The following is a 16600-nucleotide window of genomic DNA, read 5'->3' as shown; positions in this document are numbered from 1 at the left end:
GCATGATCGAGATCGGAGTGTATTTTCTGGAGAGGCTGAGCTGTTAGATTATTGAATGGAATTATGCTAAGAATAATTGATAGAGCGAGTAAAATATGGAATGCTATACCACCCTTTACCCACTCCTTAATCCCCTCCCGAGAGGAGAAATGGGATAATGAATATCGAAGTGATCGAAACCAACAAATACTCTTAAGAAAGCATCTAAGTTCAATGTTCGATATTCTGTATTGAATATTCAATATTCACTTTTGTCTAATGTTTTAAGCCTTTGGCTCCAATGTCGGAGCGGTAATAGGCTCTGTCAAAGTTTACTTTTTTGACTTCCCTGTATGTTCTATCCATGGCATCTTTCAACTCTTTTCCAGACCCTACTATGTTGAGTACGCGTCCGCCATTTGTAAAGATCTTCCCATCCTCTTTCTTAGTTCCTGCATGAAAGACGATGGCATCTTTTATGTTATCCAATCCGGTGATCTCTTTACCTTTTTCATAAGACTCGGGATATCCACCTGAAGCCAATACCACACAACATCGAACTTCGTCATCAAACAGAATGTCCACATCATCCAGTTTCACCTGTGTTGCTGCAACCATGATCTCCAGCAAGTCTGATTGTAATCTTGGTAAGATCACCTGGCATTCAGGATCTCCAAAACGACAATTGTATTCAACTACTTTGGGTCCATATTCCGTGATCATCAAACCACAATATAAAAATCCCACATAGGGATTACCTTCTTCCTTCATCCCTGAAATGGTAGGTTCTATGATCTCCTTTTCAACTCTTTCCAATATTTCATCGGTAACTACCGGAGCCGGTGAGTATGCACCCATTCCTCCTGTATTTAGCCCGGTATCACCATCTCCAATTCGTTTATGGTCTTGTGCATTGCCGATCACTTTATATGATGTACCATCTGAAATAGCAAAAACAGAGGCTTCCTCCCCCGTCATAAATTCTTCTATCACCAATCGGCTGGCAGCTTCTTTGAGAGGCGAATTAGTCTTCAGATCCTTTAAAATTTTTATGGCTTCGGCTTCCGTCTCGGGGATAAACACGCCTTTACCGCCGGCAAGCCCGTCTGCTTTCAATACAACGGGGTATTTGCCCTGTTCCTTTATATACGCCACAGCTTCATCAAAATCTTCCTGGTCAAAGACTTTATATGAAGCCGTTGGAATTTGATGTCTTTGCATAAATTCCTTGGCAAATTCCTTACTGCCCTCAAGCATGGCAGCCTGTAATTTTGGCCCAAAAACCGGATGGAGCTTAGCTTCCAAGAAGTTTGCTATACCATCTACCAAAGGCTGTTCTGGCCCCACAACAGTAATATCTATCTCATGTTCCTGAATGAAACTCCAGATCTGATCAAAGTCTGAAATGGAGAGGTTTACATTTTCTCCAACTTCGGATGTACCCGGGTTTCCCGGAGCGATATACAATTTCTTCAGCTGAGGTGATTTATTTAAACTCCATGCTAAAGCGTGTTCACGACCGCCACTTCCCAATAAAAGTACGTTGTAAGCCATAATTTAAGCCAGATCTTCTGCAATGGTTATGATCTCAGAAAAGCTATCAGCATCCAGACTTGCACCGCCAATGAGTCCGCCATCCACATCCGGCTGACTTAGTAGCTCTTGTGCATTGGCCGGCTTCATACTTCCGCCATATAAGATATTTATTGAATCAGCAGCTTCCTGATTATATAGGTCGGCAAGGATCTTACGAATGTGTTCATGCATTTCCTGCGCTTGTTCAGGGGAAGCCGTTTCTCCGGTTCCGATCGCCCAAATAGGTTCATAGGCAATTACAACATCCAAAACCTGCTCCTCACTGATCCCTTCAAGGGCAGCGCTGACCTGATCTTTAACCAGATCATAGTGATCGCCGGCTTTGCGCTGTTTCAGACTTTCACCTACACATATGATAGGAGCCAATTTATGTTCAAGTGCTTTCTGAGTTCTCTTGTTTACACTATCATCTGTTTCACCAAAATATTGGCGACGCTCCGAATGCCCAATGATCACATAGTTACATCCACTTTCGGCAAGCATACTGCCACTGATCTCTCCGGTATAGGCACCATTCTCTTCGAAATGAAGATTCTGCGCCCCAACCTGGATATCGGTGTCATACAAATACTTAACTGCCATTCCGATAGAAACAAAGGGAGGGCAAACCAATACATCCACCTGCTCATCAACTTCTGCTTTCCTGGCTTTAAGGCCTTCCAGCAATTCAGCGGCATCATAGGGCCCGCAATTCATTTTCCAGTTTCCTGCTATCAATAATCTTCTCATGGTGGTAGCCGTGTGAGTTAATAGAAATTAACTTGGTGAATTTACTTCTCTGAATGCACTGTTTAATCCCTGGATCACATCATTGAATTCAGCACGTTCGTATTTTCGAATTACAACGCCTTCTTTGTCAATAAGTATGCGGGTTGGAACTTGAACAACATTAAATTTTTGTATGATCTGCTGAACATCAAAAGTTCCAAGTTTTGCGATCGGCCATGCCTTGCGTCGCTCTTCGAAAAAGGCATTGATCGTTATTTCACTTTGGTCGAGAGGCAACGTGAATATCTTTAATCCATAATTCTTGTATATCTCATTAATGATCAATGTGCGATCATAGTCGTTTTGATATTCAAAATTTGCAAGCGGTGAGATCTCTAAAATATACGTACTGCCCTTTAAGGCTTCATTATTTATGGTATCTCCATCCATTGTCACAAAAGAAAACTCCGGTGCTGTTACTCCCGGCGCAAGATAATTCAGATCATATCTAATACGACGTGCCCATTTTTTTGAAGATGATTTCTCTGAATAATTTTCTTCATAGGTATCTAAAAGTGCCTTTGCCTCTCTAACCCTCGAACTATCATAATATAATTGAATCTTATCTCTATGAATAAATTCACGTATCTCATCATTTGTTGAAATCTGTGAAAGAGAATCCAGATAGTTGGAAGCCGCACCAAAACCTTTAGACTCAGCAATGTATGGTTTCCCATAATTGATGGCTACAGAGAACATATAATCTTCCGGAAGAACTTCATCTATACGATCCAGCATCTCTTCCTGATCCCAACTATCCAACAATTCTGCACTTTTTTCGGCAGCTACAAGGGATGCAAGCGTATTTTCGTGGGCTTCATAAACTTGCCAATACAGATCGGTCCATTTTATGAGTTCATCAAGAAGCAAAGAATCGGGTATTGCACCACCTCTCACAAAAGCTCCCACTCTTTGGAAGTTGCGATCAACTCTAAGCAAAGTTTCCATAGCTTTATGCTCCCGTGATTCCAGAGTCAGTGTTTCCCCCACATCCGGAAGTTGGGCATTCACTGATAGAGTATCATTGTCTGCCAGGATCACCCGGATCACACCAAGATCATTATTATTCCGATTCAGGATGATGTCGTAGTATCCTTTCTTTGGAAATAATACCTCTCCTTTAAAAGATCCGTTTACATCGGTTTTCATGTGCAATAAAGTATCAACAGGGGCGCTTACTGAATCCTGATCAATAATAGTTATTCCTATGCCTGCATAGTCATTACTGCTATCGATAGAATCAGCAACTGTTATGGTTCCTTGCACCACTGTTTGAAGTGAACGAGGTTCATTTGAACATGCAGTTGCCAACATCAATACTGCTAATACTACTAAAAGTGTAGAGTTTTTCATTTTACCCAAAGACTGTTTTCAGTCGTTTAATTTTTCTGTAATTAGATCTTTTACCAACTTAGGGTTAGCCTTGCCTTTAGAGGCTTTCATGGCTTGTCCTACAAAAAACCCGATCAACTGTTTTTTCCCTTCCTTATAACGTTTAACCTCGTCAGGATTGTTGCTAATTATTTCTTCAACAATAGGCTCTAAGAAACCGGAATCTGAAACTTGTATCAAGTTCATTTCTTTTGCCAAAGTTTCCGGATCTTTTTCATCCCCGAGCATTGCATTAAAAATCTGTTGCATTGCTGAAGAGTTGATCTTGTCCTCATCTTTCAATTTAACCAATTCTGAAATTCTTTCTGCTGAAATTGAAAATGCTCTGATGTCAATACTTTGCTCATTTAAAACACGTAAAACCTCACTCAGCACAATGTTGGATGCCGCTTTGGGATCTCCAAGGTGTTCCACCACTTCTTCATAATAATCGGCCAGATACCTACTGTCTGTGATTGTAACAGCATCGTCTGCGCTCATTCCATAATCATTAATGAATCGGGTTCGTCGTACATCAGCAAGTTCAGGAAGATCTTCACGAATTTCATCAAGCATGGCTTCCGTCACCTTGATAGGTGGCAGGTCAGGTTCAGGAAAATAGCGATAATCATGAGCTTCTTCTTTTGAACGCATTGCCCGACTTTGCATTTTGGAAGTATCCCAAAGTCGTGTTTGCTGAACTACTTCTCCACCATCTTCGATCAGATCGATCTGACGATAAATTTCATAGTGAATGGCACGTTCAACATTTCGAAACGAGTTCATGTTCTTTAACTCGGTTCGGGTCCCAAATTTTTCTTGTCCGCGAGGACGCACCGAGACATTTGCATCACACCGCAAACTACCTTCCTCCATATTTCCGTCACAGATCTCAAGGTACTGCACGATCTGCTTGATCTTCGAAAGATAAGCGTAAGCTTCTTCCGGTGTTCTTAGATCCGGCTCTGACACAATTTCTATAAGGGGAGTTCCTGCACGATTCAGATCCACTAACGTATTATATGGGTCCTGGTCGTGAATAGACTTCCCTGCATCCTCTTCCATATGGATACGAGTGATACCGATCCGCTTGTCATAATCTTCAAGTGAGATATCAACAAAGCCATCAAAACAGATGGGAGTGTCAAATTGTGATATCTGATACCCCTTGGGAAGATCCGGGTAAAAGTAATTTTTACGAGCAAATATGGATTTTTCTGCCACGCTGCATTGCGTAGCCAAACCCATTTTAATGATATATCGCACCAGGTTTTCATTTACAACGGGAAGGGTCCCGGGATGCCCCAGACAAAGAGGAGTAACCTGAGAATTCGGGGCTCCGCCATATTCGGGTTTAACTGCGGCAAATGCTTTACTTTCTGTAAGTAACTGGGCATGAACTTCGAGGCCAATTACCGCCTCGTATTTCTCGTGGGCAATAGTGCTCATTAAGATAATTTTCTATCAGGATTTTTCAGAGCCTGAAAGATATTAAAGTTGGGCGACAGTTTGGAATCTTTCTTTGACTAAGGTAGAAGGTTTTAGAAAAAAGGTTCAAGTGCTATAGAAATCCCTATACCCTAATAATAGGATGGGCAAATACCCATTTGTTGATGGCAATGAAATGATTTAATGTTCAGGTAGGTTTTACAATAACCAATTAAATCTTATACCGTCATGAAAATATCACTAATTACAGCCCTCATTGCATTTTTAATGCTTCCTGTTTTGGCTCAGGATTATGCCATTGAGCAGCTGGAGAATTCACCGCGCCATCACGAATGGATTACTATTGATTCGAATGACCGCACGCTGCATAATTTTGTGGTATATCCGGAAACTTCCGAACCTGCGCCGGTAGTCATAGTTATCCATGAAAACCGGGGATTGAATGACTGGGCTCGAAGCTTTGCTGACCAGCTGGCTGCAAAAGGTTTTATTGCTGTGGCGCCTGACCTTATCTCAAATACTGTAGATGGAATTGAAAAAACAAGCGATTTTGAGTCTTCAGATGCCGCCCGACAAGCACTTTATGATCTTGAGCCTTCACATGTTACTACGGATTTGATGAATGTTCTGGAATATGCCCAAACCATCAAAGCCGGAGACGGGACTTTTGCTGTAGCTGGATTCTGCTGGGGTGGTTCTCAGTCTTTCCGGTTTGCCACTAATGCCGGAGATGCTATTGATGCAGCTTTTGTGTTCTATGGAACAGGTCCCGGAGAAGCTGATGTATATGCTGATATTCAGGTTCCTGTATATGGATTTTATGGAGGAAATGACCAGCGCGTAAATTCTACCATTGAAGATTCGGAAGAGGCCATGAATGAATTTGGAAAAACCTACGAATACGAGATCTACGAAGGTGCAGGTCATGCATATATGCGCAGCGGAGATGACCCAACCAAACCACAGGATGATGCAAATGTACAGGCCAGAAATAAATCGTGGGAGCGGTTGGTTACTTTGCTGAAAAGCTTATAAATAATTCCGCTTTTGATAATGAAATAAGGTTAAAATCTTCCTACCTTTGAAATCCCGAGCTGGAGATAGTTTGGGATTTTTTATGCCCGAGTGGCGGAATTGGTAGACGCGTGCGCTTCAGGTGCGTATGTCTTCGGACGTGGAGGTTCAAGTCCTCTCTCGGGTACTCAGCCCTATAAGAATTCTCTTGTAGGGCTCTTTTTTGCTTTTCCTTCAGCAATTCTTCCCTTTCTCCATACTCCCAAACGTTGTCATTGCGAAGCAGTGCTTCGCGGTTCAAGTCCTCTCTCGGGTACTCAGCCCTATAAGAATTCTCTTGTAGGGCTCTTTTTTTCTATGAATTTTCCTCTACTTTTAACATCCACCACCACTTCATGTCGACCATCAAAGCATTTATTTAGCTAATACCAATTTTCCTATTTCAGAAGTTCCATTAACTATAATTCTATAAATATAGATGCCACTGGATAATTCGTTGGCATTAATTTTCTCTAAATATCTCCCGCTTTGCTGATTACCGTCTACTACTGTTTGCACCTTTTTGCCTAACATATCAAATATTTCAAGCCGGACATACGAATCCTGTGGAATGGAATACGGTATATTTGTTGTGGCGTTGAAAGGATTTGGATAGTTTTGTTCCAGCTTCACTACTTTGTTCTCCTCCAACGCGTCACCTTTTAGCTTGATCAAAATAGGATTTTCTCTAATGGAGCCGTTGTGACTAATACGGATATTTGCTGTATCATTTCGAGCAGAGCGAGGTCGATATCTCACCACAATTTCCTCACTTTGACCCGGATCAATATTCAGTAATATAGAGCTGCTGACCAATGAAAAGGCACTGTTGCCTGAAGACAACTCAACCCGACCCACAAGGGGATTTTCTGCATTGATATCATTGCTGATCACGATAGTTGTATCAAGACGGTCATTGACGTTTGTAACTCCAAAATCGATCTCTGAATCGTCTACTTGAACAATGGATTCACCCAGCATACCAAAGCAGCCACCCCCAAGCGGCCAACCGGTGTCTGCAAAAATTCCACACATAACCGGCCCCGGTGAATGAATGGCAAATGCATTGTCGATCTGAGGGCGCATCAGAGCATTTTCTGTATTTGTAAACGTAGTCTGATCCAAATGAGAAAAACTGGAACCACCCTCCCAGACCGGAGGTGTGTAGATAGGAACAGGAGAATCATCATATACTTCATTAGCCTGATTCCCGATAAAGAACAAACCGCCGCTATTTCCTGTTACAGCTTCATAAAGCGCATTTGAAGGATTAGGATAAACATTTTCATCAAGCACTGACCGGCTAAATCCATCTTCAATAAAAGTGTCGTAAATAAGAGGCTGAGCCGGTTCATCAACCGCTCCCCATTCCGCTATTTCGATATCCGGATCACCGCTCATAGATCCTGTAAACCCAAGACCGTGCCCTATCTCGTGGATTACCACAGTAACAAAATCAATGAATCCACCCGGAGGATTGGCATCCGTTTCGAAGTACCAGAAACTGAAGGAGGAGTTCATATTCAAAAGAATATCATAGCGTTCATCAGATGGTTGACCTAAAATCAAATCTACTCCTAACATTGCATTTGCTTGTGCAATGGGATACCAAACATTGTTTATTGGATAAATATATAATGGACCAGCACTTCCTAATGTGTTGCCCTCTAAGGCTGCCCAATTTGCTTGTATCCTGATAGGAATATTTGAGCTAATGTGATTTTCCCAGATATTTATTGCATACTCAAATGCATTTCGTGCTTCCTGTGGCCAGTTTCCAACATATTCAACCTGAAACGTGGCGGTCTTAGCGCGAAAATCTCCTTTTCTCCGAAATTCCTCGGCCCCTTTGTAATAGAATGCATCACGATAGGTTGGTTCAAAGGTACAGATCTGATCTGGTTCGGGGGCGAGCCTCAAAAGGGTTTCGGAATTAGTGGAAGGAGTTAGGTTTTGAGCATGAACTGAAATAGCTGCCACCAACATCATAATTGAAAAACATAAAATCGTAGCAAAAGGTCTTTTCATGATCTAATAGATAAAATCATAAGCAATCTACAAGCAGATGATGTGTGATGAATAGGTTGAATAGAATTATGTTAAGAGTGATTCCCTCAATGATCTGTAATAATCAAATAATTCAAGGGCCTCTCTTCTGTCAATTAAACTAAAGCTTATTTCGGTTCCACGCCATACCTGTCCTAACCTCCATAGATCCGCATCAATTACCTTGGCAGTGCGCGGATATCCGCCTACCGATTGAGCATCTTTCATCAGGATGATTGGCAAACCGCTTGATGGAAGCTGAATGATTCCCGGAATCACCGGTGAAGACACCATTTCTTGATCGTTTATACATCTCATCAATCTACCCTCTAACCGAATGCCCATTCTATTACTTTGGCTGGATATTCTGAAATCAGTTTCCAAGAAGAACACTTTCTGTTTCTCATTCAAAAGATCCCACTCAACCCCTTCAATAATTCGAATGGTTTGCCGGGTTGAAAAATGGGGAAGTAATTTTTTAGGAACCATTCGTTCCACTTTCTTTTCCATATCACACTGCCATGTAATGCGGTCTCCTTTTTTCATAGGCCGGCCCTTGAATCCCCCAAAATTAGCTGCCAAACAGGTCGAATAACTTCCCATCACCTGCTCAATATCCCAGTCTCCTGCAATGGCCAAATACACTCGACAGCCGGCTGTTACCCGAGCTATCTTTAAGGTCTCCCCCTTAGTTATCCTGATCGTTTTATTTGAGACAATTGGTTTCTCATCCACCGCTAGTTCAGCCTCTCCCCCCGAAATGCCCACTATGGCATCGGAATGAAATTTAAACACCCCTCCCGTCAATGTTAGTTCTAGAACAGGCGTGTTTGGAGTATTTCCTACCAACCAATTGGCTAATCTATAGCTGTGTTCATCCATCACCCCCGAAACCGGAACGCCGTATTTGCGATATCCATACCTGCCGTGATCCTGCACCGTTGTCATAAATCCTGCATCAAGTACTTCAAGTTCTCCTTTCATTGGTGATCCTCTTGTGTTTTCAATCTCTTGAATTCAGTTTCGGAGATACTATAAAATTCGACCTTATCACCGGGTCTTACTTCACTTGGCGGATCCATCTTTGGATCAAAAAAAGAGATAGGAGTTCTCCCAATGATCTGCCATCCGCCGGGGCTTTCCAGCGAATAGACCCCGGTTTGATTTCCTGCGATCCCTACTGAACCGGCCGGAATTTTTGTTCGGGGTTCGGCTTTTCTGGGACAGGAGATCTTTTCGTCAAGACCTGACAGGTATAGGAAACCCGGAATAAAGCCCAGCATTGCTACGGTGTAGATCGAAGCCGTATGCTTTTCAATGATCAAGTCTCTCTTCAATCCTGTATGCTTTTCAACGTCTTTCCAATCCAGTTCCAACTCATAACAAACTGGTACTTTATGCATTTGGGGGGAAATTTCGGAGACTGAGAACTCTTTGAGTTTTGCTTGAATTCTCCCTATTTCCTTGATCGGATCTTCAACCAACCGCTCATAGATAAGCGCGATCGAGTTGTATGCGGGAATGATATCTGTTACCTGATTAAGCCCTGCTCTTTCTAAAATTTCCGTACTCAGATGGATAAGTGAAAGTCTGACGTCATTTTCTTTCGGTTTTATGAGCAGGGCCCTTTCCCCTAACACTGAAACCGTCCATGCTACCCCATTAATCTGAAGTGATCCTGACATCATGTTTGGTTAAAAATTCATTGATTTCTTTGGCAAGTTCAGCAGCGCCCTCGGTATCACTGTGAAGGCATATTGTTTCAGCTTCAATAGGCAATTCTAATCCATCATGTGTGTGAACAACTCCATCCAAAAAACCGGCAAGCTGTTTTAAAACATGTTCCTTTTGCTCCAGAACAGCTCCCTTCAGCTTTCTTGAGCGTAAACTCAGATCGTCTTCATATCTCCTGTCAGCAAACACCTCACTCCTAACTCTGAGTCCGGCATCCTCCGCTACACTGCTTAATACAGACTTTGCAGGGGCGTAGATCAGCATATCTTTTTGTACCTGTACAAGTGCTTTAACGATACCGATCGCAGTTTCTTTATCTTTTGCAGCATGATTGTATAAAGCACCATGTGGCTTTACATGATGTAGATTTCCACCCAATGACTCCGTAATTCCTTTCAATGCTGATACCTGATATAACACGCAGGCTTCAAGTTCTTCGCTGCTCAAATTCATGATCCGCCTGCCAAAACCCTGAAGATCGGGGTATGAGGGGTGAGCTCCTATAGCTACTTCATTCCTCAACGCCAGTTTTACCGTTTTCATTATTGCTACAGGATCTCCGGAATGAAAACCACATGCGATATTACAACTGCTTATAAAAGGCATGATCCTGGAATCACGTACTTCATCATACATGCCGTAAAATTCACCCAGATCACAATTAAGGTCTATTTTCGAAAGCATAATTAAAGAAAGTTAAAAACTGAATTCAGACTTCTGAAACCGACTAAAAGTGTGACTATGATCACAACAATACCTAAGACATTTTGCCTCGTTGTATTTCTATTAGTTCCCATTAACATGGGCTTATTCATAATGTACAGTAAGAAAACAGCGATCACCGGCAATGTAATTCCATTGGCTACTTGAGCAAATTCTATGAGCTGCACCGGATCAAAACTTGTGGCAGAAAAGAACACACCTGCCAACAGAACTAACATCCAGACAACTCTGAACTTGGTGTCTTTAAGTGAATCATTCCACCCCAACAAACCTTTAGCGGCGTAAGCTGCTGCCAATGGAGCAGTTACAGCTGATGTTATGCCCGCAGCAAACAACCCTACCCCCATGAATGTCTTTGCCCAGCTTCCCAGCAATGGCTCAAGCTGCCTTGCCATATCTGCTGCACTTTGAACTTCTGCAAGGCTCCCATCCGCTGCCGCTGCACTTGTGATAACCACACACATTGAAATAATACCTCCCAAAATGATCCCAACTGCATTCTCAACTCTCATATCCGACAATTGTGAAAAATGGGAATATCGTTCCTGAACTGTTGAGGCATGCAAAAACAGGTTATATGGTACTACGGTAGTCCCTATCAAAGCTATGACCGTAAGGAATTCATCCGGTGAAGCCTGTGGTATGAAAAGTCCTTTTAAAATAGCAACAATATCAGGCTGAATAACCACCGCTGTTGTCACAAAGACGATACTCATCAGCCCGACCAATACCGTCATAACATTCACGATCCGCTTGAAATTACCGGAAAAAAGTAGCCAAAAGGCTATAATTCCAATCACAAGGGATGTCAGCCGAACAGTAAGTCCGTTTATCGTTACATCCAGCCCTACAAAAAATTCTTCCCAGCCCAATACAGCACCTGAGATATTTCCTCCCTCATAAGCGATGTTTCCGATCACTATGGCACTAAAAACCAATATAATCCCGGTCAGTTTTATTATTGGGTTCGTCAGTTGTTCACGGATGGCCTCCCCAAAACCTTTACGGGTTATAATGCCTAAACGTCCGGTCATCTCCTGTAAAATAACGGTTGCTGCTATTGAAAAAAGTAAGGCCCATAACAACATATACCCTGATCTTACGCCTGCAAGTGTACAAACCGTGACCGTGCCCGGCCCTATGAAGGCTGCAGCTACCAGCGTACTTGGGCCAAAGTATTTTTTAAGTGGATTATTCATGTTTGAGTATATAGTATGTAACAGCTAAAATCCCAAACACAAAAGGTTCATTAAATATTAAAGGTTGTTATGGCAGAGCTAAAGACGAAAGAAAATGATACGAGTGTTAAAGATTACCTGAATGCCATTGACGATCCTCAGCGCAAGGAAGACTGCCTCAGTATTCATGAAATAATGCAAAGAATTACCGGTCATGAAGGCAGTATGTGGGGAGACAGTATGGTAGGATATGGCAGTTATCACTATAAATATGAAAGTGGCCGTGAAGGAGATTGGTTTTTGGCAGGCTTTGCGAATCGCAAAAAAAGTATCAGTATTTACATCATGTCGGGATTTTCGGAATATGATGATTTATTGGATAATTTAGGTAAACATAAAACCGGGAAATCTTGTTTATACATCAACAAACTTGATGATATTGACAAAGAAATCTTAGAAAAAATGATTGAGACATCCGTAGAATATATTCAACATAAATACAGAGAGGAATAATGCAGGGTACAGTCAGGTCAGATATTAAACCCGGAATGGAAGTGGGAATTGTGTTAAAGAAAGACCAACGCAGTGGAAGAATTACCTATGGCGTAGTACAGGATATTCTAACGAACAGTGCTACCCATCCGCATGGGATAAAAGTCAGACTCAAAGACGGGCAAATTGGCAGGGTAAAAGAACTTAAATGATTGCCATGACACTGGACGATTTTTCAGAACAAACACTGGAATTCGAAGATGATTATGAAGGCAGAGTTATCGCCACACTCATCTCTTCTAAGTTGAATAAAGTCGATCGGCAACCTGTTTTATATCTTCATGGGTTCAATGATTACTTTTTTCAGTCTCACATTGCTGAGGCTTTTCATGAACAAGGATATAACTTTTATGCCCTGGACCTGAGAAAGTATGGCCGTTCACTTCTTCCCCATCAAACCCCGAATTATTGCAGATCTGTAACTGAATATTTTGAAGAGATAGATCGCAGCCTGGAGATCATTGGACGTAATAACACTATTTTAATGGGACACTCCACCGGTGGATTGATAGCAGGGGTATATATGAATACCGGGACATATAAAGACCATATCGAAAGACTGATCCTTAACTCCCCCTTTTTAGAATTTAACATCACTTTTTTACAGCGTATGTTATTACTGCCTTTGGCAGGTATTGTCTCCTTTTTCTTCCCTTATTCGGCTCGGAAAAAGCCTTTTTCACATTTGTACGGAGCCAGCCTTTCTGCAGAATAACATGGGGAATGGACCTATAATACCGACTTGAAACCCATCCATGGATTCCCTGCATATTTTAAATGGATCTATGCCATCAACCGTGCTCAAAAAAAACTCCATTTGGTATCTGACATCGATATCCCCATCCTGATCTTGCACTCCGATGCATCAAGTCAACCCTCAGATTGGGATGATATCCTGCTTAAAACCGATATGGTGCTCAACGTGGATCACATTAAAAAATTTGGGGAAAAACTAGGGCCTGATGTGACTTTTACTGAGATCCCGGAAGCCGTTCATGATGTGTTCCTTTCTCCCAAGAAGACCCGGGAATATGCTTTCGATGTTACTTTTAGTTGGCTGAAATAGGATAATTCTTTCGCCTTCTTCGTTTAAAGCTTGCAAATTACCTAAAAATGCTTTTATTACATAGTAACAAACACAAGTATCAGAGGGAGGTACAGTTATGCAGGTAAAAGAAATCTTAAATCAAAAAGGAAGAGATATTTTTTCCGTTAAACCGGAAGACACTGTTTATAATGCCATCGCTAAAATGGCCGAATTTAATATAGGAGCGCTTCTGGTTGTTGAAGCAGGAAAACTTGCTGGGATCATTTCTGAGCGCGATTATCGAAATAAAGTGATCCTTGAAGGAAGAACTTCGAAAACTACGGCCGTTGAAGAGATCATGACGGACAAAGTGATCCGTGTTACTTCAACAGACAGCGTTAACTTATGTATGCAGCTGATGACCGATAAAAAGATCCGGCATTTGCCTGTAGTTGATGGTGAGAAAGTAGTTGGAGTGATCTCGATCGGTGATGTGGTCAAAACGGTGATCGCTAACCAAAAAGTGGAAATTGATTCACTCAGGAATTACATCGGGGGCGGTTATCCCGGTTAGTTCAGGGAATGCTATTCCGCTAATTGAAGTTGATTCATTCAAATCACAAATAAACTATGATTATGCGCTATTTTCTGATCACTCTCATTGTTTCCTTTTTCTCAATTTCAGCCTTTGCACAGCTTAATAACGATCCCGATCGTATTGAAACTGAGAACGGTGATCTGACTGTCCATCCGATCCTTCATGGTTCAGTGATCTTTGAATGGAATGGGTTGAATATATATGTAGATCCCTGGGGAGATGCCGGCTTATACGAGGGTAAAGAAGCTCCTGACCTTATCCTTATTTCACACCCACATGGCGACCATTTAAGTCCCGAAACACTTGGAAGTCTTGAAACTGATAACACAACTTTTATCGTCCCCCAGGCTGTTGCCGATGCAATGCCTGAGGAATATGCTGATAAAACCATCATTCTTGGAAATGGCGAAAATATAGAACAGCAGGGAATCACCATTCAAGCTGTGGCTATGTATAATCTCCCTAATGAAGGAGCCCGGCATACCAAGGGCTGGGGGAACGGATATGTACTTACTATGGGCGGTAAGAACATCTATGTTTCAGGGGATACAGAAGATATTCCCGAAATGAGAAACCTTGAAGGCATTGACATCGCTTTTGTTTGCATGAACCTTCCTTACACCATGGATATTTATCAGGCAGCAAGTGCGGTTCTCGATTTTGAGCCTGGTATAATGTATCCATATCACCACCGTGGACAGGATATCGAGCGGTTCAAAGAGATCGTGGATTGGGAAGGAAAAGATATTGATGTACGCCTCAAAGACTGGTATCCAGGTCAGTGATAACGCCTTACATCTTGATGCTTTAACTGCTACCTTTCCCCGAAAAGGAAATGAATTGTACGCTTTGTAACTCCGAGACAGAATCATTCTACTACTACGAAAAGGAAGACCGGAGCTATAACCGTTGTCCGAATTGTAAAGCTGTGTTGATGGATATTGATGATTATCCCACTCCGGAAGAAGAGATCAACCGCTATGAAAGCCACAATAATGATGTGGAGGATCCAAGATATCAAGACTTTGTATCTCCTCTGGTTGAGAAGATCACGGCAGCATACGATACCGATTCTTTGGGGCTCGACTTTGGGGCAGGTACAGGACCGGTTATTACAAAAATGCTAAACGACCAGGGATATGAAGTGAATGTCTTCGATCCGTTTTTTGATAATCATCCCGAGCTGCTGCAGTTAAAGTATGATTACATCGTAAGCTGTGAGGTCATCGAGCATTTTCATGAACCGTATAAGGAATTCAATCAGCTAAAAGATATGTTGAAAGAAAACGGCTCCCTTTTCCTGAAAACGGATATTTATACCGACGACCGGGACTTCCACGCATGGTATTACAAAAGTGATGAAACACATGTTTTCTTTTACCATCCCGAAACTTTTGAGTGGTTAAAAGCCGAATTCGGATTCACTAAGCTTGAAATTGACGACAGGCACATCACCCTTTCAAAGTAATATTTTATTATCTAAACCATTGCTTTGTAGATAATTACAAATTATTTATGCACATTTAGCCTCGAAACAATCGGGGCTTTTGATTAAATATTATCGGGTTACAAAAGCTTCTCTAACTAAAATTATTAGACCTATGAAGAAACTGTTTATAGTTTTGGGAGTAGTGTTGTTGATCCTATTTTCGTTGGTATCAGCTTCCTTGGTATATATATCTGCGGCATTGCCTGATGTTGGAACTGCACCTGATATTGAAGTTGAAGTTACTCAGGAAAGGATTGACCGCGGCAAGCATCTTGCAAATCATGTAATGGTATGTATGCACTGCCACACACCCAAGGAAAAAACCAGATTTGCTCATCCAATTAAACCTACAATGCTTGGCGCCGGCGGGAATTTATACGGCGTTGAGAAAGAAGGATTGCCGGGCAATTACTATTCGACTAATCTAACCCCTGCTAACTTGGGTGACTGGACCGATGGAGAGATCTACCGGGCCATTACAGCCGGAGTTAATAAAGAGAAAAAGGCGTTATTCCCTATCATGCCCTGGCCCAATTATGCAAAGATGGATCAGGAAGATATTTATTCTGTGATCGCCTATTTAAGGACACTGGATCCAATTGAACATGAAGTTCCGGAATCGGAATCCTTCTTTCCAATGAATTTCATCATCAATACCATGCCCACTAAGGCTGAACCCAGCGTCAGACCGGATAAAAGCGATCCTGTTACATGGGGTAAATATTTGGTAACCGCTGCAAGCTGCATGGATTGTCATACTCCAAAGGAAAAAGGAGCTAATATTCCCGGAATGGAATTGGCCGGCGGATTTGAGTTTGGTTTAGAAGATGGCAGTGTTGTACGGACAGCCAATATTACTCCCGATCTGAATACGGGTATAGGAAGCTGGACGGAAGCTATGTTTGTTGATCGTTTTAAAGCCTATGCAGATTCCTCCTTTGAATTCAGAGAAGTACCGGCCGGTCAATTCAATACCGTAATGCCTTGGAAAAATTACGCTCAAATGAGCTAAGAAGAGCTGAGGGCAATTTATGCTT

18 protein-coding genes and 1 tRNA gene are annotated in these 16600 nt (G+C 42.0%); 10 read left to right on the top strand and 9 right to left on the bottom strand.

Features of this window, described 5'->3' with window-relative positions:
• Positions 1-255: 255 nt before the first annotated feature.
• From purD to gatB, 4 genes are read right to left on the bottom strand one after another with little or no spacing between them, the layout of a single operon-like run.
• Positions 256-1533: a phosphoribosylamine--glycine ligase gene (gene purD / locus ACFSVN_RS11305; RefSeq protein WP_390302637.1), complete on the bottom strand. Its 1278-nt coding sequence runs from the start codon at positions 1531-1533 to the stop codon at positions 256-258.
• A gap of 3 nt (positions 1534-1536) precedes the next feature.
• A complete protein-coding gene (gene tpiA, locus ACFSVN_RS11300) occupies positions 1537-2304 on the bottom strand; it encodes a triose-phosphate isomerase (protein WP_390302634.1) in 768 nt (255 codons plus the stop codon).
• Between the two features lie 27 nt (positions 2305-2331).
• A complete protein-coding gene (locus tag ACFSVN_RS11295; RefSeq protein ID WP_390302632.1) occupies positions 2332-3696 on the bottom strand; it encodes a TlpA family protein disulfide reductase in 1365 nt (454 codons plus the stop codon).
• 18 nt (positions 3697-3714) lie between these two features.
• Positions 3715-5163 (bottom strand): Asp-tRNA(Asn)/Glu-tRNA(Gln) amidotransferase subunit GatB, encoded by a 1449-nt coding sequence (gatB, locus tag ACFSVN_RS11290; RefSeq protein WP_390302629.1) that lies wholly within the window; start codon positions 5161-5163, stop codon positions 3715-3717.
• A 228-nt stretch (positions 5164-5391) separates the two neighbouring features.
• Between gatB and ACFSVN_RS11285 the strand changes: the two genes are divergently transcribed.
• Entirely contained in the window at positions 5392-6198 is an 807-nt protein-coding gene (locus tag ACFSVN_RS11285; RefSeq protein ID WP_390302626.1) for a dienelactone hydrolase family protein, read from the top strand.
• Between the two features lie 84 nt (positions 6199-6282).
• Positions 6283-6364: transfer RNA gene (locus tag ACFSVN_RS11280), tRNA-Leu, on the top strand.
• A gap of 227 nt (positions 6365-6591) precedes the next feature.
• Here the strand turns inward: ACFSVN_RS11280 and ACFSVN_RS11275 are convergent.
• The 5 genes from ACFSVN_RS11275 to ACFSVN_RS11255 all read right to left on the bottom strand — a co-directional run bounded on the left by ACFSVN_RS11275 (position 6592) and on the right by ACFSVN_RS11255 (position 11918).
• On the bottom strand, positions 6592-8244 hold the full coding sequence (locus ACFSVN_RS11275; protein WP_390302623.1) for a T9SS type A sorting domain-containing protein: 1653 nt from the start codon (positions 8242-8244) through the stop codon (positions 6592-6594).
• Positions 8245-8310: 66 nt separating this feature from the next.
• Positions 8311-9246, bottom strand: coding sequence for a 5-oxoprolinase subunit C family protein (locus ACFSVN_RS11270; protein ID WP_390302620.1), 936 nt, complete (start codon positions 9244-9246; stop codon positions 8311-8313).
• Positions 9243-9950, bottom strand: a complete 708-nt coding sequence (gene pxpB / locus ACFSVN_RS11265; protein WP_390302617.1) for a 5-oxoprolinase subunit PxpB — start codon at positions 9948-9950, stop codon at positions 9243-9245. The genes ACFSVN_RS11270 and pxpB overlap by 4 nt, the downstream gene beginning before the upstream one ends.
• On the bottom strand, positions 9925-10680 hold the full coding sequence (locus ACFSVN_RS11260) for a LamB/YcsF family protein (protein WP_390302614.1): 756 nt from the start codon (positions 10678-10680) through the stop codon (positions 9925-9927). The genes pxpB and ACFSVN_RS11260 overlap by 26 nt, the downstream gene beginning before the upstream one ends.
• A 2-nt stretch (positions 10681-10682) precedes the next feature.
• A complete protein-coding gene (locus ACFSVN_RS11255) occupies positions 10683-11918 on the bottom strand; it encodes an NRAMP family divalent metal transporter (RefSeq protein WP_390302611.1) in 1236 nt (411 codons plus the stop codon).
• A gap of 69 nt (positions 11919-11987) precedes the next feature.
• Between ACFSVN_RS11255 and ACFSVN_RS11250 the strand changes: the two genes are divergently transcribed.
• From ACFSVN_RS11250 to ACFSVN_RS11215, 8 genes are all read left to right on the top strand, one after another.
• Positions 11988-12410 carry a DUF1801 domain-containing protein gene (locus ACFSVN_RS11250; RefSeq protein ID WP_390302608.1) on the top strand — a complete coding sequence of 141 codons (423 nt, stop codon included), beginning with the start codon at positions 11988-11990 and terminating at the stop codon, positions 12408-12410.
• Positions 12410-12601, top strand: a complete 192-nt coding sequence (locus tag ACFSVN_RS11245; RefSeq protein ID WP_390302605.1) for a YwbE family protein — start codon at positions 12410-12412, stop codon at positions 12599-12601. The genes ACFSVN_RS11250 and ACFSVN_RS11245 overlap by 1 nt, the downstream gene beginning before the upstream one ends.
• A complete protein-coding gene (locus ACFSVN_RS11240; RefSeq protein WP_390302602.1) occupies positions 12598-13164 on the top strand; it encodes an alpha/beta hydrolase in 567 nt (188 codons plus the stop codon). The genes ACFSVN_RS11245 and ACFSVN_RS11240 overlap by 4 nt, the downstream gene beginning before the upstream one ends.
• Before the next feature lie 27 nt (positions 13165-13191).
• Positions 13192-13515: an alpha/beta hydrolase gene (locus ACFSVN_RS11235; RefSeq protein WP_390302599.1), complete on the top strand. Its 324-nt coding sequence runs from the start codon at positions 13192-13194 to the stop codon at positions 13513-13515.
• Positions 13516-13612: 97 nt separating this feature from the next.
• The gene (locus ACFSVN_RS11230; protein WP_390302597.1) at positions 13613-14050 is read left to right on the top strand and encodes a CBS domain-containing protein; all 438 of its coding nucleotides are present in this window, start codon (positions 13613-13615) and stop codon (positions 14048-14050) included.
• Positions 14051-14112: 62 nt separating this feature from the next.
• Positions 14113-14859: an MBL fold metallo-hydrolase gene (locus tag ACFSVN_RS11225; RefSeq protein WP_390302593.1), complete on the top strand. Its 747-nt coding sequence runs from the start codon at positions 14113-14115 to the stop codon at positions 14857-14859.
• A gap of 50 nt (positions 14860-14909) precedes the next feature.
• Entirely contained in the window at positions 14910-15542 is a 633-nt protein-coding gene (locus ACFSVN_RS11220) for a class I SAM-dependent methyltransferase (protein ID WP_390302591.1), read from the top strand.
• Positions 15543-15675: 133 nt separating this feature from the next.
• Complete coding sequence (locus tag ACFSVN_RS11215) at positions 15676-16575, top strand: c-type cytochrome (protein ID WP_390302588.1); 900 nt, start codon at positions 15676-15678, stop codon at positions 16573-16575.
• Positions 16576-16600: the final 25 nt, after the last annotated feature.

Origin of the sequence: Gracilimonas halophila (genome assembly GCF_042684365.1) — a bacterium.
Classification (GTDB): domain Bacteria; phylum Bacteroidota; class Rhodothermia; order Balneolales; family Balneolaceae; genus Gracilimonas; species Gracilimonas halophila.
The sequence above is the reverse complement of the archived record's forward strand: the minus strand, read 5'-3'. Positions and strand labels throughout refer to the sequence as shown.

What these genes read in the sequence shown, in the direction of transcription:
- ACFSVN_RS11295 (WP_390302632.1), bottom strand. Translation starts at nt 3,696, where the DNA reads ATGAAAAACTCTACACTTTTAGTAGTATTAGCAGTATTGATGTTGGCA.
- tpiA (WP_390302634.1), bottom strand. Translation starts at nt 2,304, where the DNA reads ATGAGAAGATTATTGATAGCAGGAAACTGGAAAATGAATTGCGGGCCC.
- pxpB (WP_390302617.1), bottom strand. Translation starts at nt 9,950, where the DNA reads ATGATGTCAGGATCACTTCAGATTAATGGGGTAGCATGGACGGTTTCA.
- purD (WP_390302637.1), bottom strand. Translation starts at nt 1,533, where the DNA reads ATGGCTTACAACGTACTTTTATTGGGAAGTGGCGGTCGTGAACACGCT.
- ACFSVN_RS11250 (WP_390302608.1), top strand. Translation starts at nt 11,988, where the DNA reads ATGGCAGAGCTAAAGACGAAAGAAAATGATACGAGTGTTAAAGATTAC.
- ACFSVN_RS11245 (WP_390302605.1), top strand. Translation starts at nt 12,410, where the DNA reads ATGCAGGGTACAGTCAGGTCAGATATTAAACCCGGAATGGAAGTGGGA.
- ACFSVN_RS11220 (WP_390302591.1), top strand. Translation starts at nt 14,910, where the DNA reads ATGAATTGTACGCTTTGTAACTCCGAGACAGAATCATTCTACTACTAC.
- ACFSVN_RS11285 (WP_390302626.1), top strand. Translation starts at nt 5,392, where the DNA reads ATGAAAATATCACTAATTACAGCCCTCATTGCATTTTTAATGCTTCCT.
- ACFSVN_RS11255 (WP_390302611.1), bottom strand. Translation starts at nt 11,918, where the DNA reads ATGAATAATCCACTTAAAAAATACTTTGGCCCAAGTACGCTGGTAGCT.
- ACFSVN_RS11275 (WP_390302623.1), bottom strand. Translation starts at nt 8,244, where the DNA reads ATGAAAAGACCTTTTGCTACGATTTTATGTTTTTCAATTATGATGTTG.
- ACFSVN_RS11260 (WP_390302614.1), bottom strand. Translation starts at nt 10,680, where the DNA reads ATGCTTTCGAAAATAGACCTTAATTGTGATCTGGGTGAATTTTACGGC.
- ACFSVN_RS11240 (WP_390302602.1), top strand. Translation starts at nt 12,598, where the DNA reads ATGATTGCCATGACACTGGACGATTTTTCAGAACAAACACTGGAATTC.
- ACFSVN_RS11230 (WP_390302597.1), top strand. Translation starts at nt 13,613, where the DNA reads ATGCAGGTAAAAGAAATCTTAAATCAAAAAGGAAGAGATATTTTTTCC.
- gatB (WP_390302629.1), bottom strand. Translation starts at nt 5,163, where the DNA reads ATGAGCACTATTGCCCACGAGAAATACGAGGCGGTAATTGGCCTCGAA.
- ACFSVN_RS11215 (WP_390302588.1), top strand. Translation starts at nt 15,676, where the DNA reads ATGAAGAAACTGTTTATAGTTTTGGGAGTAGTGTTGTTGATCCTATTT.
- ACFSVN_RS11225 (WP_390302593.1), top strand. Translation starts at nt 14,113, where the DNA reads ATGCGCTATTTTCTGATCACTCTCATTGTTTCCTTTTTCTCAATTTCA.
- ACFSVN_RS11270 (WP_390302620.1), bottom strand. Translation starts at nt 9,246, where the DNA reads ATGAAAGGAGAACTTGAAGTACTTGATGCAGGATTTATGACAACGGTG.